16 protein-coding genes are annotated in these 14,259 nt (G+C 61.6%); 14 read left to right on the plus strand and 2 right to left on the minus strand.

Going from position 1 to position 14,259, the window contains the following annotated elements; all coding sequences use genetic code 11:
* The 6 genes from AB8A38_RS26945 (at position 1) to AB8A38_RS26970 (ending at position 3,935) form a co-directional block, all read left to right on the plus strand.
* Positions 1 to 747: a YebC/PmpR family DNA-binding transcriptional regulator gene (locus AB8A38_RS26945; protein WP_068735184.1), complete on the plus strand. Its 747-nt coding sequence runs from the start codon at positions 1 to 3 to the stop codon at positions 745 to 747.
* Between the two features lie 86 nt (positions 748 to 833).
* Positions 834 to 1,361 (plus strand): crossover junction endodeoxyribonuclease RuvC, encoded by a 528-nt coding sequence (gene ruvC / locus AB8A38_RS26950; RefSeq protein ID WP_439087991.1) that lies wholly within the window; start codon positions 834 to 836, stop codon positions 1,359 to 1,361.
* Positions 1,358 to 1,975, plus strand: coding sequence for a Holliday junction branch migration protein RuvA (gene ruvA / locus AB8A38_RS26955; RefSeq protein WP_089265378.1), 618 nt, complete (start codon positions 1,358 to 1,360; stop codon positions 1,973 to 1,975). Before ruvC ends, ruvA begins: the two co-directional genes overlap by 4 nt.
* Positions 1,972 to 2,472 carry a hypothetical protein gene (locus AB8A38_RS26960; protein ID WP_439087992.1) on the plus strand — a complete coding sequence of 167 codons (501 nt, stop codon included), beginning with the start codon at positions 1,972 to 1,974 and terminating at the stop codon, positions 2,470 to 2,472. The genes ruvA and AB8A38_RS26960 overlap by 4 nt, the downstream gene beginning before the upstream one ends.
* Positions 2,469 to 3,518, plus strand: a complete 1,050-nt coding sequence (gene ruvB / locus AB8A38_RS26965) for a Holliday junction branch migration DNA helicase RuvB (RefSeq protein ID WP_315843253.1) — start codon at positions 2,469 to 2,471, stop codon at positions 3,516 to 3,518. Before AB8A38_RS26960 ends, ruvB begins: the two co-directional genes overlap by 4 nt.
* A gap of 6 nt (positions 3,519 to 3,524) precedes the next feature.
* Entirely contained in the window at positions 3,525 to 3,935 is a 411-nt protein-coding gene (locus AB8A38_RS26970; RefSeq protein WP_439087993.1) for an NUDIX hydrolase, read from the plus strand.
* A 175-nt stretch (positions 3,936 to 4,110) separates the two neighbouring features.
* Here the strand turns inward: AB8A38_RS26970 and rocD are convergent, their stop codons facing one another.
* Positions 4,111 to 5,328 carry an ornithine--oxo-acid transaminase gene (rocD, locus tag AB8A38_RS26975; protein WP_439087994.1) on the minus strand — a complete coding sequence of 406 codons (1,218 nt, stop codon included), beginning with the start codon at positions 5,326 to 5,328 and terminating at the stop codon, positions 4,111 to 4,113.
* Between the two features lie 241 nt (positions 5,329 to 5,569).
* On the opposite strand from rocD, the gene AB8A38_RS26980 reads away from it, so the two are divergent.
* The 3 genes from AB8A38_RS26980 to AB8A38_RS26990 all read left to right on the plus strand — a co-directional run bounded on the left by AB8A38_RS26980 (position 5,570) and on the right by AB8A38_RS26990 (position 9,513).
* Positions 5,570 to 8,353 (plus strand): UPF0182 family membrane protein, encoded by a 2,784-nt coding sequence (locus AB8A38_RS26980; protein ID WP_439087995.1) that lies wholly within the window; start codon positions 5,570 to 5,572, stop codon positions 8,351 to 8,353.
* A gap of 164 nt (positions 8,354 to 8,517) precedes the next feature.
* Entirely contained in the window at positions 8,518 to 8,964 is a 447-nt protein-coding gene (gene ybgC, locus AB8A38_RS26985) for a tol-pal system-associated acyl-CoA thioesterase (protein ID WP_439087996.1), read from the plus strand.
* 81 nt (positions 8,965 to 9,045) lie between these two features.
* Positions 9,046 to 9,513, plus strand: coding sequence for a nuclear transport factor 2 family protein (locus AB8A38_RS26990; protein WP_093756782.1), 468 nt, complete (start codon positions 9,046 to 9,048; stop codon positions 9,511 to 9,513).
* On the opposite strand, the gene phnF is transcribed toward AB8A38_RS26990, so the two are convergent.
* Positions 9,514 to 10,248 carry a phosphonate metabolism transcriptional regulator PhnF gene (gene phnF, locus AB8A38_RS26995; protein ID WP_068735417.1) on the minus strand — a complete coding sequence of 245 codons (735 nt, stop codon included), beginning with the start codon at positions 10,246 to 10,248 and terminating at the stop codon, positions 9,514 to 9,516.
* Between the two features lie 125 nt (positions 10,249 to 10,373).
* Here phnF and phnG point away from each other — a divergent pair, with 125 nt between their 5' ends.
* The 5 genes from phnG to phnK are packed head-to-tail and all read left to right on the plus strand — an operon-like array spanning position 10,374 to position 14,253.
* Positions 10,374 to 10,835 carry a phosphonate C-P lyase system protein PhnG gene (phnG, locus tag AB8A38_RS27000; protein ID WP_439087997.1) on the plus strand — a complete coding sequence of 154 codons (462 nt, stop codon included), beginning with the start codon at positions 10,374 to 10,376 and terminating at the stop codon, positions 10,833 to 10,835.
* A gap of 2 nt (positions 10,836 to 10,837) precedes the next feature.
* Positions 10,838 to 11,446: a phosphonate C-P lyase system protein PhnH gene (gene phnH, locus AB8A38_RS27005; RefSeq protein ID WP_175368339.1), complete on the plus strand. Its 609-nt coding sequence runs from the start codon at positions 10,838 to 10,840 to the stop codon at positions 11,444 to 11,446.
* A gap of 2 nt (positions 11,447 to 11,448) precedes the next feature.
* A complete protein-coding gene (locus AB8A38_RS27010; protein WP_439087998.1) occupies positions 11,449 to 12,555 on the plus strand; it encodes a carbon-phosphorus lyase complex subunit PhnI in 1,107 nt (368 codons plus the stop codon).
* A complete protein-coding gene (locus AB8A38_RS27015) occupies positions 12,552 to 13,436 on the plus strand; it encodes an alpha-D-ribose 1-methylphosphonate 5-phosphate C-P-lyase PhnJ (protein WP_439087999.1) in 885 nt (294 codons plus the stop codon). The genes AB8A38_RS27010 and AB8A38_RS27015 overlap by 4 nt, the downstream gene beginning before the upstream one ends.
* A complete protein-coding gene (phnK, locus tag AB8A38_RS27020) occupies positions 13,429 to 14,253 on the plus strand; it encodes a phosphonate C-P lyase system protein PhnK (protein WP_439088000.1) in 825 nt (274 codons plus the stop codon). Before AB8A38_RS27015 ends, phnK begins: the two co-directional genes overlap by 8 nt.
* Positions 14,254 to 14,259 lie beyond the last annotated feature (6 nt).

Genomic DNA, 14,259 nt, shown 5'->3' on the forward strand with positions numbered 1-14,259 from the left:
ATGGCCGGACATTCCCAATTCAAGAACATCATGCACCGCAAGGGCCGGCAGGATGCCCAGAAGTCCAAGCTGTTCAGCAAGCTGGCGCGCGAAATCACCGTCGCTGCCAAGATGGGGACGCCCGACCCGTCGATGAATGCCCGGTTGCGCTCCGCCGTGATCGCCGCCCGGCAAGAAAACATGCCGCGCGACAATATCGAGCGCGCCATCAAGAAGGCGATCGGCAGCGACGGCGAGAACTACGATGAAATCCGCTACGAGGGCTACGGCCCCGGTGGCGTCGCCGTCATCGTCGAGGCGCTGACCGACAACCGCAATCGCGCCGCTTCCGACATCCGTTCTTACTTCACCAAATCCGGCGGCAATTTGGGCGAAACCGGCTCAGTTTCCTTCATGTTCGACCATGTCGGCGTGATCGAATATGACGCCGACAAGGCCTCTGCTGACGACATGCTCGAAGCTGCCATTGAAGCCGGCGCGGATGACGTGGTGTCGGGCGAGGGCGGCCACGAGGTCTACGCGTCGCAGGAGACGTTCCGCGAGGTTGCCAAGGGACTGGAAGGCAAGTTCGGCGAAGCCCGCAAGGCCGCGGTGATCTGGAAGCCGCAGAACACGCTCTCGGTCGATGACGAGACCGGCGAGAAGCTGATCAAGCTGATGGACCTGTTGAACGAGCATGACGACGTGCAGAACGTCTATGCCAACTTTGAGGTGTCGGACGCGCTGATGGCCAAGATGGGCGGCTGAGCAGGGGCTCAGCTTCCCACTCTATTCTCTTGGGATGGTGGCGCGTTTCTATTTCGTTCCGGTCCGACCGGCGTTATCCCTGTGGGATGACACACCCTGCGATTCGCCCTCCTGTCCGCATCATCGGCATCGATCCGGGCCTGCGCCGCACCGGCTGGGGCGTGATCGAAATCGACGGCAACCGGCTGACCTATATCGGCTGCGGTTCGGTGGAACCGCCGGACAATCTGCCGCTGGCGAGCCGGCTGCTCGGCATTCATGAAGGGCTCGCCAAGGTGCTCGGCGACTTCCAGCCGGCCGAAGCTGCGGTCGAACAGACCTTCGTCAACAAGGACGGCGTCGCCACGCTGAAGCTCGGCCAGGCGCGCGGTATCGCCATGATGACGCCGGCGATGTTCGGCATTGCCGTCGCCGAATACGCGCCCAATCAGGTGAAGAAGACCGTGGTCGGCGCGGGCCATGCCGACAAGAACCAGATCCAGGTGATGCTGAAGATTCTGCTGCCGAAGGCCGAGCCGAAATCCGCCGATGCCGCCGATGCACTGGCGATCGCCATCACCCATGCGCATCACCGTCAGAGCACGGCACTGCGCCTCAAGGTCGTCGGCGCGTGATTGGCAAGCTCAAAGGCCTGATCGACAGCTACGGCGAGGACTATGTGATCCTCGACGTACAGGGCGTGGGCTATCAGGTGCATTGTTCTGCACGCACGCTGCAGGCACTGCCGCAGGCGGGCGAAGCTGCGGTGCTCGCCATCGAAACATATGTCCGCGAAGACCAGATCAAACTGTTCGGATTCCGCAGCGATATGGAGCGCGAATGGTTTCGCCTGCTGCAGACTGTGCAGGGCGTCGGCGCCAAGGTCGCGCTCGCCGTGCTCAGTACGCTGCCGCCGGCCGATCTCGCCAATGCCATCGCGCTGCGTGACAAGACGGCCGTGGCGCGCACGCCGGGCGTCGGTCCTAAAGTGGCCGAGCGCATCGTCAGCGAATTGAAGGACAAGGCGCCGGCCTTTGCGTCCGTCGATCCGGTGGTCGCGCAACTCGCCGGCGCGATGGACGACAACCGCGCACCAGGCGCTGTCAGGGATGCGATCTCCGCGCTGGTCAATCTCGGCTATGGCCAGCCACAGGCGGCGGCCGCCGTCGCAGCCGCGTCGCGCAGCGCAGGCGAGGGTGCGGAAACGGCGCAACTGATCAAGCTCGGGCTGAAGGAATTGGCGAAGTGAGCCTTGCCAGAATCGCCCGTGTGATCGGCATTGTCGCGATCTTCGGTATTGTCGGTTCGCTATCCGTGGCTGTGCTCGTGTCGTTGCTTGTGGTCGGTCTGGGTGCGTCGATCCTGCAATTGATCTTCTCTGTTGCCGATCTCGATGGTTTCAGATCGCTTGTCTCGATTGCACTGTGGCTGCTGGCATTTGTTGCTGCATTGGCGGCGCTGCTGCCGTCGCTCGGTGCCGGCGTCGTCTTCGCGCTGTCGGCCGTCTATGCCGGGCAAAACGCGATCTGGATGGCGTGGCTTGCTGCGGCCGTCGGCATTGCCGGCTTCATCGGGTTTGGAATGTTCGTTCAGCCCTCGGAATCGTCGGCGGTGATTTTGCCCGGCGTTCGATCGCTCACGCAGGCGCTGTCGCTGTCCGCATTGCTCGCGGGCATTGCCGTGATTCCAGCCAGCCTGTGCTGGTGGTTCGCGCGGCCGTTGCACCGTGGTAACGTCGCGTCATGAATACGCCGCCCGATCGCATGGTTACCCCTGAGCGCCGCTCTGACGATGTCGGCGACACCACGCTGCGCCCGCAGTCGCTGTCCGATTTCGTCGGTCAGGCACAGGCGCGCGCGAATTTGCAGATCTTCATCGATGCTGCCCGCAAGCGCGGCGAGGCACTGGATCACACATTATTTGTGGGCCCGCCCGGCCTCGGCAAGACCACGCTGGCGCAGATCGTGGCGCGCGAACTCGGTGTCGGATTTCGCGCGACATCCGGTCCCGTCATCGCCAAGGCCGGCGATCTCGCGGCATTGCTGACCAATCTCGAAGAGCGCGATGTGCTATTCATCGACGAGATCCACCGACTCAGCCCTGCAGTAGAGGAAGTGCTCTATCCGGCGATGGAGGACTTCCAGCTCGATCTCATCATCGGCGAAGGCCCTGCCGCACGCTCGGTGAAAATCGAGCTATCAAAATTCACGCTGGTCGGCGCGACCACCCGTGCGGGTCTCCTGACCAATCCGCTGCGTGATCGTTTCGGCATTCCGCTGCGGCTGAATTTTTACACGATCGATGAGCTCGAAAAGATCGTCACCCGCGGTGCCCGCGTGCTGGACATCGGCATGACCCCTGAAGGCTCTAACGAGATTGCGCGCCGTGCGCGCGGCACGCCGCGCATCGCCGGGCGTCTGTTGCGCCGTGTGCGTGACTTTGCCTCCGCTGCGGATGCGTCAGCGATCGATCGCAAAATCGCCGACCACGCGCTGTCCGCATTGGAAGTTGACAGTGCGGGTCTCGATGCGATGGATCGCCGCTATCTCACCACCATCGCCATGAACTATGCCGGTGGTCCCGTCGGTGTCGAAACCATGGCGGCCGCGCTGTCCGAGCCGCGCGATGCCATCGAAGACATTATCGAGCCCTATCTGATCCAGTGCGGCTATCTGCAGCGCACCCCGCGTGGGCGTCTGCTCACCTCGCATGCGTTCAAGCATCTGGGACTGAATGAGCCGAAACGGGATGAGAGCCAGATCGGATTGTTCGGAGCGAGCGACGAGGAGTAATCCGCGATGACCGAAAAGATCATCGGCGTGGTCGCCGCGCTGATCCGTGACGATAGAGGGCGCATGCTGGTGGTGCGCAAGCGCGGCACCGAGGCCTTCATGCAGCCGGGTGGCAAGCGCGATGCTGGTGAAGACGATCTGGCCGCGCTGGAGCGCGAGATCAGCGAAGAGCTCGGCTGCGGGATGGTGCCGGGCTCGGCGCAGGCGCTCGGCCAGTTCAACAGCGTCGCCGCGAATGAACCGGGATGGCGGGTGCAGGCCAGTGTTTATGCGGTGAAGGTGGACGGAGCGATCGCGCCCCAGGCCGAGATCGCCGAAGCGATTTGGATCAATCCAACTGCGCCTGAGGCTATTGTCCTGGCGCCATTGACGCGTGATCACGTGCTGCCACTCGCAGCTCACGGTTTTTCGTTATGACGCGTTCTACGACCTTCCATCTCGACGGTGCCATCGCCGACGGCCTGCATCGCATGCAGGTGCGGGTTTATTGCGAGGACGCCGAACGCGCCCGATTCTAAAGACCGGACTATTGCAAATCTTTCGCTTGGGTTCGGTAACCTCAGATAACAGGCTTGCCCAATATTGGCGGCCGCTAGGCCTGAACCGTCGATGCGGCGATCTCGTCCAGTACTTCGGTCAATCGGTCTACGGCCCAATCCACCTGTGACCCGTCGATAATCAAGGGGGGTGCAAAGCGTATCGTGTTTCGGTGAGTATCTTTGGTCAGCACTCCCGCCTGAAGCAAGCGGCTGATCACCGTACCGGCGCTAGCCATGTTGCGGTGTAACTCGACCCCCGCAAACAAACCGCGACCGCGCACCTCGCGAATGATCGGATTTTTGATCGCAGAGAGCCGAGTGAGGAGATGCGTGCCGACAGTCGCGGCACGTTCAATCAATCGCTCGTCGATCAGTGTGTCGAGGGCAGCTAATCCAACCGCTGATGCAATCGGGTTGCCTCCGAACGTGCTGCCGTGGTCACCGGGAGTGAAAACCTGCATGACCTCGCGACGGGCGAGGAAAAGCGAAACCGGCAACATCCCGCCGCCGAGCGCCTTGCCGAGCATCAGACCGTCGGGTGTTACCCCTTCATGCTGACACGCGAGCAGACGTCCGGTGCGTCCCAGACCGCTCTGGATCTCGTCGCACAGCAGCAGCACGTTGTTCGCCTTGCAAATGCGCGCGGCCTTAGCGAGATATCCAGGGGGCGGCACATTGATCCCGCCTTCGCCTTGAATTGGTTCGACCAGAAAGGCCGCGGTGTCAGGGGTAATGGCCGCGGCGAGCGCCGGCGCATCGCCGAACGGCACGCGCGTGAAGCCGGGCGGGAACGGCCCGAAGCCGTCGCGATATTGGGCTTGCGAAGAAAAGCCGACGATCGAGATGGTACGGCCGTGGAAATTTCCCTCCGCGACGATGATTTCAGCCCGGTCGGTCGGCACACCCTTGACCTTGTAGGCCCATTTACGTGCCGCCTTGAGCGCCGTCTCGACGGCTTCCGCGCCGCTGTTCATCGGCAACGCGGCGTCCATACCGGTAAGTGCACAGGCCTTCGCGAGAAAAGGCCCCAACCGATCACTGAAATAAGCGCGCGAGATCGTATCCAGGCGCTGTGCCTGTTCTGTCAGCGCTTTGACGAGGCGCGGATGGCAATGGCCGAAGCTTGCCGCCGAATATGCGCCCATCATGTCGATGTAGCGTCTGCCAGCGTCGTCCCACACGTAGACACCAGCCCCGCGGACGATCGTGACCGGCAACGGTGCATAGTTTCCTGCGCCAAAACGGGCTTCGAGACCGGCGAAATCAGTCATGACAAGCGCTCCTGCCGCGTTCCTCCCTCGCGTCGGTTCGGCATGCCATCCCGACCGTTGGTGAGGGCGCACAAGCACAACTACATCGTGAGATCACCGCTCGTGGCGCGCGCTCTCCCGATTGGGCGCGCGTAAGGCGATGCGCACCTCAATTCTGATGTAGGAAGGCCGACGCAGAAAAAACAGGTGCGAGGGCTCACGACAGGCACCGCCACCTCTCCCGTTCTGCTATAATTCGTTCATGACGATCGGGATTACCGGGCCCGAACGGAAGACACCAGGGCGCAACGCCGTGGTCGGGGTGATTGTGACTGCGATCTTCTCCGGAATTTGCCTGATCCTTTTCGCGATTGTCGGCGAGTTCCTGGTCGACTGGATGTGGTTCTCCGCGGTCGGCTTTTCGCAGGTTTTTTGGACATCGATCGGCGCGAAAGCCGCAGTCTTTTCCGTCGTCTTTGCGGCAACTGCCATCATCGTGTGGGCGAACGCCCGGGTGGCATTTTTTCTTGCCCGACGGCGGCGAGGCCGGCTTCCCGTTGGCTTCGACTGGAAACTCGCGGCCACTGCGGTGCCGCCCGATCCGTTCGAGTTCATACGCGATCGGTTGCCATGGCGCCTCGCCATCGCTGGCGGCGCCGGACTCCTCGCTCTGCTTGTCGCATGGGGGGAGGTCGGCAACTGGAACATCATTCTGCAGTTCCTCTATCACGTGCCATATGGCGCGAACGATCCGCTGTATGACAAGGATATTGGTTTCTATCTGTTTTCTCTGCCCGCCTATATCGCCATCAGGAATTGGGTAGTGCTAACGCTGTTCATGAGCGCGCTTTTCGCCGCAGTGATCTATTGGATGCATGGGCAGATCGAATACCAGGTCCAGCGGTGGTCGATATCACCGATAGCGGTTGCTCACGGCTCGGCGCTGCTTGGCTTGCTCTTTGCGGTGAAGGCATGGTCCTACGGGCTCGACCGCTATCTGCTGCTCTACGGAGACAATGGCGTAGTGGTTGGCGCGAGCTACACCGATGTCCAGGTGCAACTGCCCGTTCTCCGGTTACTGATCGGGCTTTCGATCGTCGCGGCATGCGCCGCGTGGGCGAACCTGTGGGCGCGCACTTACCGGCTCCCCACTGCCGCGATGTTGCTCGTCTTCGGCGGCGCTTTCCTGCTGTCCGGTGTGATCCCGACATTGTTTCAGCGCTTCTATGTGAAACCGAACGAACTGGAACTGGAACGGCCCTACATCGAACGCAGCATCCGCCTGACCAGGGAAGCCTATAATCTCGACCGGATCGCCGCCAAGCCCTTTCCTGCCGAACAGGACCTTACCTTCACGACACTCGAAGCCAACAAGGCGACCATCGAGAACATCAGATTGTGGGACGGGCAGCCGCTGGCGGATACCTACGCCCAGCTGCAGGAGATACGCACCTACTACAAATTAAGCGACCTGGATGTCGACCGCTACTGGCTTCGCGGCACCTACCAGAGCGTGATGCTGTCGGCACGCGAGCTCAGATCCTCACTGCTGCCGCCGAACGCCCAGACATGGGTCAACCTCCACCTGCTGTTCACCCACGGCAATGGAGCGGTGATGAGCCCGGTAATGCACAAGAGCGCTGAAGGGCTCCCGCTGCTTTACCTGCGGGATATTCCTCCCGTTGCGGATGGCGGCCCCGAAATCCGCGAACCGCGCATTTATTATGGACAAGAGGAGAGCAACTACGTTGTCGTCAGGACGACTACGCCGGAATTCGACTATCCGAAGGGGAGTGAAAACGTATACGCGGCCTACGATGGTTCCGGTGGCATACCGCTGACGGGGATGGTGCGAAAAATCATCTTCGCTCACCACTTCAACGATATGAACCTGCTGCTCTCCAGCTACATCACCGACGACAGCCGGATCATGATCCGGCGCAATATTGGGGAACGGCTACGCACGATCGCCCCGTTCCTCAGCCTCGACCACGATCCCTATCTGGTCGTCAGCGAGGGGCGGATGTTCTGGATCCAGGACGCCTATACAACCAGCGACTATTTTCCCTCAGCTCAGCCTGCGCCAGGCCGCAATCTGAACTACATCCGCAATTCCGTGAAGGCCGTCGTCGACGCCTATAACGGCAGTGTCGACTTTTATCTGATGGACCAGGCGGACCCGATCGCGGCCACCTACCAGCGAATCTTTCCGGGGCTATTCAAGCCGTTTGCAGCTATGCCGTCCGATCTGCAAAAGCACATTCGCTATCCAGAGGACCTCTTCCTGATTCAGGCGCAGCTTTACCAGACCTATCACATGGCATCTGCCGACGTTTTCTATAACCGAGAGGATCTTTGGCAGTTTCCGCGCCAGCCAGCCGGCGACGGCGTCGCGCCGATGGTTCCTTACTACATCGTGATGCGGCTGCCCGGAGAAACCCAGGCCGAGTTCTTTATCATGATCCCCATGGTGCCCAGCCGACGCGACAACATGATCGCATGGCTGGCAGCGCGCTGCGACGCTCCAGACTATGGAAAATTAATCGTCTACGAATTTCCCAAGGAGAAGCTCGTCTACGGACCGTTCCAGATCGAGGCGCGCATTCATCAGAACACGGAGATCTCCCAGCAAATATCGTTGTGGAACCAGATGGGTTCACGGGTGATCCGCGGAAACCTGCTGGTGATCCCGATCGAAAATTCGATCCTGTACGTGTCGCCGCTGTACCTGCGTGCGGTCCACGGACACTTGCCCGAGCTCAAGCGCGTGATCGCCGCCTACGGCGAGCATGTCGTCATGAAAGAGACGCTTGCCGAGGCCTTGTCCGCGCTTTTCATCGAAACTAACGCGTCGCCGGCATCGCTGGGTGCTGCAACGGAAATGCCACGTGCGAGCCCTGCGGAAAACAGGGCGCAGGAGGCGCTTGATCGCTATAACGAGGCAATGAAGCTGTTGAGGTCTGGGGATTGGGCAGGCTTCGGCCTGCAGATCGACGCGATGCGCGGTCTTTTGGAGAAAATGAGCCGGGAATCGGCCGGACACTGACCAACGCCGGCTAATTGTCATTCGGCAAAGAGATGCGCGTCCCGCAACCAAGATTCCAGGTGCATCCCAAGCAAGGTTCAAGCCCAAAGCGATTGGCACTTGCTGAGGAAGGTGCCTCTGTGCAAGACGGTTACTCTCCGAAGTGTGATAAGAGGAATCTCCCCGTGTCAGCCTCTCTTGATGGCGAAATTCGCGACGGTCGTCATCATATGCGGGTCCGCGTTTATTTCGAAGATACTGACGCCGGCCAGATTGTTTATCACGCAAACTTTCTGCGTTTCATGGAACGCGGCAGAACGAATTACTTGCGTTTGCTCGGAACGAGTCAACAAGAGCTGCTGAAAGAAGCGCGAGAGGATACGCCCGGCTTTGCCTTCGTTGTTCGTTCGATGAAAATTGATTTTCTAAAACCGGCAGTCCTGGACGATCTGCTTGACGTCGTCACGGTTCCACAAGAGGTGAGGGGCGCTTCGATCCTGCTCGGGCAGGAAGTGCGCCGCGGCGATGAGTTGCTGCTTGAGGCCAAGGTCAAGGTGGCCTTCGTGTCCGGCGGCCGCGCCAAGCCGATTCCGAAGGCGCTGCGGATCGCCATGAAGGCCGATCAGATTTAGCAATCGCCCCATAGGTGAAACGGCATCGACTCCGCATGCGGCAAGGCTACAATCTTGGCATATCGCAAAGCCGAGGGTCCCATGTCGCGTCCACCGTTTCCGCCCTTCACCCGAGAGACCGCCGCCCAGAAGGCCCGCATGGCCGAGGATGCCTGGAATTCACGCGATCCGGTGAAAGTGTCGCTCGCCTATACCGAGGACTCGACCTGGCGCAATCGCGGCGAGTTCTTTCAGGGGCGCCCGGCGATCGTCGAATTCCTCACCCGTAAATGGGCAAAGGAGCACGAATATCGGCTGATCAAGGATTTGTGGGCGTTCGACGGCAATCACATTGCCGTGCGCTTTCAATATGAATGGCATAACGACGCGGGCAACTGGCATCGCTCCTATGGCAATGAGCAATGGGAGTTTGACGAGGCCGGCCTGATGCGCCGCCGCGAGGCGAGCATCAACGATGTGGCCATTGCTGAGAAGGATCGCCGTTTCCTGTGGCCGGCGCCGGGGCCGCGTCCGGCCGATGTGCCGGGTCTCGGCACCGACCCGTTCTAACTAAAGCGAACCGCTATCGACCACGAATTCGACGCGCTCGGCGACGAAGCGCGAATGCGTAGCGCTGAGCGGCGTGCCGTCGGCATCCACATCGATGGAATCGACAATCAAGATCGGACGCCCGAGTGCGACACCAAGCCGTGTCGCATCGGTCGCGTCGATGATCCCCGCGGTGACCTTCGTCGAGGCGCGGCGATAGTCCTTGATGCCGTAATGCGCCAGGGCCTTAGTCATCGAGCGCACGCGCTCATAGACCTTGCCGAAATCGGGAAAGCGTTCGGCCGACAGCCAGTTGGTGCCGACGCAGATCGGCGTCTTGTCCGCCAACCGCAAGGCTTCAATGCGGATCAGCGGAGCGCCGGCTTTGAGGCCAAGCTGCCTTGCGAGATCGCGTGTTGCCACATCGTCCCAGGCTCCGATCAATTGCGCTTGCGGCTCGCGCCCGCCGGCACCGGCAATTTCCGAGAAGCGCGTGCGTGATCGCAGGGGATATGCAAGCTTTGGCGATTCCACATAGGTGCCGCTGCCGCGCTCGGCGCGCACCAGGCCGCGTTCGGCCAGGGTCGCGAGGGCGCGGCGCACGGTGTGGCGATTGACGCGGTAGATGTCAGCCAGTTCAGTCTCGCCGGGCAGCTTTTCGCCAGCACCATAGCGGCCATCTGCAATGCCGCGCTCGATGCCGTCGGCCACATGCCGCCAAAGTGCCACGCCTGTTGGCTTGTCCTGAATGGTCACAAAATCGGTCCCGGAATGATGTCGACCACGCATTAGCGAAAAATCGTGCCGCTGTCACGAAACGGTCATTGCCTCCGCCTATAAAGTTGTCTAGTAAATCATACAACTTGTTGAGCGACGGTGACATGACTTCATCCTCCCTGAACCACCAGCAGGCCCGACGCCGTGAGGCGATGGGGGTGCTTGGGCACTGCGCCACGGCGGATATCGCCGGTTATCTCGATGCAGTGGCTGTTCCCGCCCATGAACAACTGCGTCAGCCGGAGAACGGCCTAGTGATGCTGCGCGGCCGGATCGGCGGCGATGGCGCGCCATTCAATCTCGGCGAAGCGACCGTGTCGCGTGCCGCTGTACGGCTTGCCAGCGGTGAGGTCGGCTTCGGCTACACACTGGGCCGTGACGGCGCGAAGGCGCACCTGATCGCGCTCTGCGATGCACTCATCCAGACCAGTGAATTTTCAGATGCTGTCGAGAGCAAGGTGCTGACGCCGCTGCGTGCGCGCGTCGTCGCCGATGTCAAGCGGAAGGCCGCAGAGACCGCAGCGACCAAAGTCGATTTCTACACGCTCGTGCGCGGGGAGGGCTGATCATGACGACAGTTGCGGAAATGCCGGCCGGTTTCGCGGATAAGGTCCTCGCAGCGCAATCGACCTTCCGTTCGGTGATGGATGCGATGGCGCGTCCCGGCACCGTGCAGCGGATTCAGGCTGTTTCGGGCGTACCTGCGCCGATGATGCGCGGCGCGGCCGCTATCGCGCTCACGCTGTTCGATCAGGACACGCCGGTGTGGCTCGATAGCAAGTTGGCGGCGACGATGGATGTTGCCAAGTGGATCAAGTTTCACACCAGCGCGCCGGTCATCGCCGATCCCGCCGTGTGTGCCTTCGCCGTGGTGGCTGATGCTGCCGCGCTGCCGTCCTTCGAGCACTTCGCCTTCGGCACCGGCGAATATCCGGATCGCTCCACCACGATCATTCTGCAGGTGGCGAGCCTGACTGAAGGCCCTGCCTATGAGCTGCGCGGCCCCGGTATCGATGGTGCCACAATCCTGCGTGCTGCGATCGGCGTGCCGGATCTGCTAGATCGCCTTGCGCTGAATGCCTCGCTGTTTCCCCGCGGCATCGACCTCGTGCTGGTGTCCGGCGAATCCATTGTCGCGCTACCGCGTACCACGCGTCTTGTCGCGAAGGAGGGCTGAGCATGTATGTCGCCGTCAAGGGTGGCGAACGCGCCATCGAGAATGCGCATCGTCTGCTCGCTCATGAACGCCGCGGCGATCGCGACGTGCCGGAAATATCGCTGGCGCAGATCTCCAATCAGCTCGGTCTCGCCGTCGATCGCGTGATGACCGAAGGCTCGCTCTATGACCGCGAGCTCGCGGCGCTGGCCATCAAGCAGGCACGCGGTGACATGATCGAGGCGATCTTCCTGCTGCGCGCCTTCCGCGCGACGCTGCCGCGGTTCGGTTCGAGTGAGCCCGTCGATACGTCGCAGATGCAGGTGCGTCGCCGCGTCTCCTCGACCTTCAAGGACATGCCGGGCGGCCAGGTGCTTGGCCCGACCTTCGACTATACGCATCGTTTGCTCGATCCGGTGCTGACCGGCGAATCCTCGCCCGAGCAGCCGGCCATGACCGATGTAGAGCCGGGTGTGATGCCGCGCGTCACCGATATTCTTGGCCGCGACGGCCTGATCGAAGCCTCGCCCGCAGAAGATCCCGAAAAGCCTGTCGGCGATCTCACGCGCGACGCGCTGAGCTTCCCGGCAGACCGTGATCTGCGCTTGCAGAATCTCGCGCGGGCCGATGAAGGCTTTCTTCTGTCGCTCGGCTATTCATCGCAGCGCGGCTATGGCCGCAACCATCCTTTCGCAGGTGAAATCCGCCTCGGCGAGGTCGAGGTTGAATTCATGGCCGAGGATGTTGGCTTCGCGGTGCCGCTGGGATCGATCACGCTGACCGAATGCCAGATGGTCAATCAGTTCAAGGGCTCGGATACCGAGGCGCCGTGTTTCACGCGCGGCTATGGCCTCGCTTTCGGCCAGAGCGAACGCAAGGTGATGTCGATGGCACTGGTCGACCGCACGCTGCGCGCGCGCGAGCTTGGCGAGGACATCAAGGCGCCAGCACAGGACGAGGAATTCGTCATGTCGCATTCCGACAATGTGCAGGCGACCGGCTTCGTCGAGCATCTGAAGCTGCCGCATTACGTCGACTTCCAGTCCGAGCTCGGCCTACTCCGCAAGCTGCGCAAGGAATTCGCCGACGCCAACGAGACGCCAGTTGCTCTTCAGGAGGCCGCGGAATGAACGCGCCGACATATAATTTCGCTTATCTCGACGAGCAGACCAAGCGGATGATCCGCCGCGCCATTCTCAAGGCCATTGCGATCCCCGGCTATCAGGTGCCGTTCGCCAGCCGGGAAATGCCGATGCCTTACGGTTGGGGCACCGGCGGCGTGCAGGTCACGGCGGCGATCCTCGGCCCCATCGACAAGCTCAAGGTGATCGATCAGGGCTCCGACGATACGACCAATGCGATCTCGATCCGCAAGTTCTTCGAGAAAACTGCCGGCGTTGCGGTGACCACGAGCACGGGCGATGCGACGGTGATCCAGACCCGGCACCGCATTCCCGAAGCGACGCTGCAGGCGCATCAGGTGCTGGTCTATCAGGTGCCGATCCCGGAGCCGCTACGCTATCTCGAGCCGCGCGAGACCGAAACGCGGCGCATGCATGCGCTCGCCGAATACGGGCTGATGCATGTGAAGCTCTATGAGGATATCGCGCGCTTCGGCCATATCGCGACGTCCTATGCCTATCCGGTGAAGGTCAATGCGCGCTATGTGATGGATCCGTCGCCGACGCCGAAATTCGACAATCCGAAGATGGACAATTGCGTGGCGCTGCAGCTGTTCGGCGCCGGCCGCGAGAAGCGGATCTATGCGATCCCGCCTTACACATCGGTTGTGTCGCTGGATTTCGAGGATCATCCATTCGAGCCCTACAAGCACAAGGCCTGCTGCGCGCTGTGCAACGCCGGGGATTCCTATCTCGACGAGATCGTCACCGACAACAAGGGCAGCCGGATGTTCGTCTGCTCCGACACCGATTATTGCGAAACGCGGCAATCACAGGGGCATCGCGGCAGCGAAAATGCTGCGCCCTATGCGGAGAGCGCAAATGCTTGATGTGACAGCGAATTCAACTCAACGCGCTGCGCCGGTGCCGGCCAGCGACGAGCCATTGCTAGTTGCGGCAAACCTGGGAAAATCTTATGGCCGTCTTGCGGCATGTCGCGACGTGTCGTTCGAACTCTATTCCGGCGAAGTGCTGGCCATCGTCGGCGAGTCCGGGTCCGGCAAATCGACACTGCTGCAGATTCTCTCCGCCCAGTTAGCGCCGACCGCCGGCAGCGTCTCCTACCGGATGCGCGACGGCGTGACCCGCGATCTCGCGGCGATGGGCGAAGCCGAGCGCCGCTTCCTGTTTCGCACCGACTGGGGCTTCGTGCATCAGGATCCTGCGATGGGTTTGCGCATGGCGGTCTCGGCCGGCGCCAACGTCGGCGAGCGGCTGATGGCCGTGGGCCAGAACCACTACGGCAAGATTCGTGATACCGCGACCTCGTGGCTCGAGCGCGTGGAAATTTCGCCCGAGCGTATCGACGATGCACCGCGGACCTATTCGGGCGGCATGCGGCAGCGGCTGCAGATCGCGCGCAACCTCGTCACCGAACCGCGTCTGGTCTTCATGGACGAGCCGACCGGTGGCCTCGATGTCTCTGTGCAGGCGCGTTTGCTGGACATGATGCGCACGCTGGTCAGCGAGCTTGGCCTCTCGGCCATCGTCGTGACGCATGATCTCGCGGTGGCGCGGCTGCTGTCGCATCGCGTGATGGTGATGCAGGGTGGACGCGTAATTGAGACCGGACTGACCGATCAGGTGCTCGACGACCCCCGCGAGCCCTATACGCAACTGCTCGTTTCCTCGATCCTGCCGGCGTGAGGTCAA

Source organism: Tardiphaga sp. 839_C3_N1_4, from assembly GCF_051811045.1.
Lineage (GTDB): Bacteria > Pseudomonadota > Alphaproteobacteria > Rhizobiales > Xanthobacteraceae > Tardiphaga.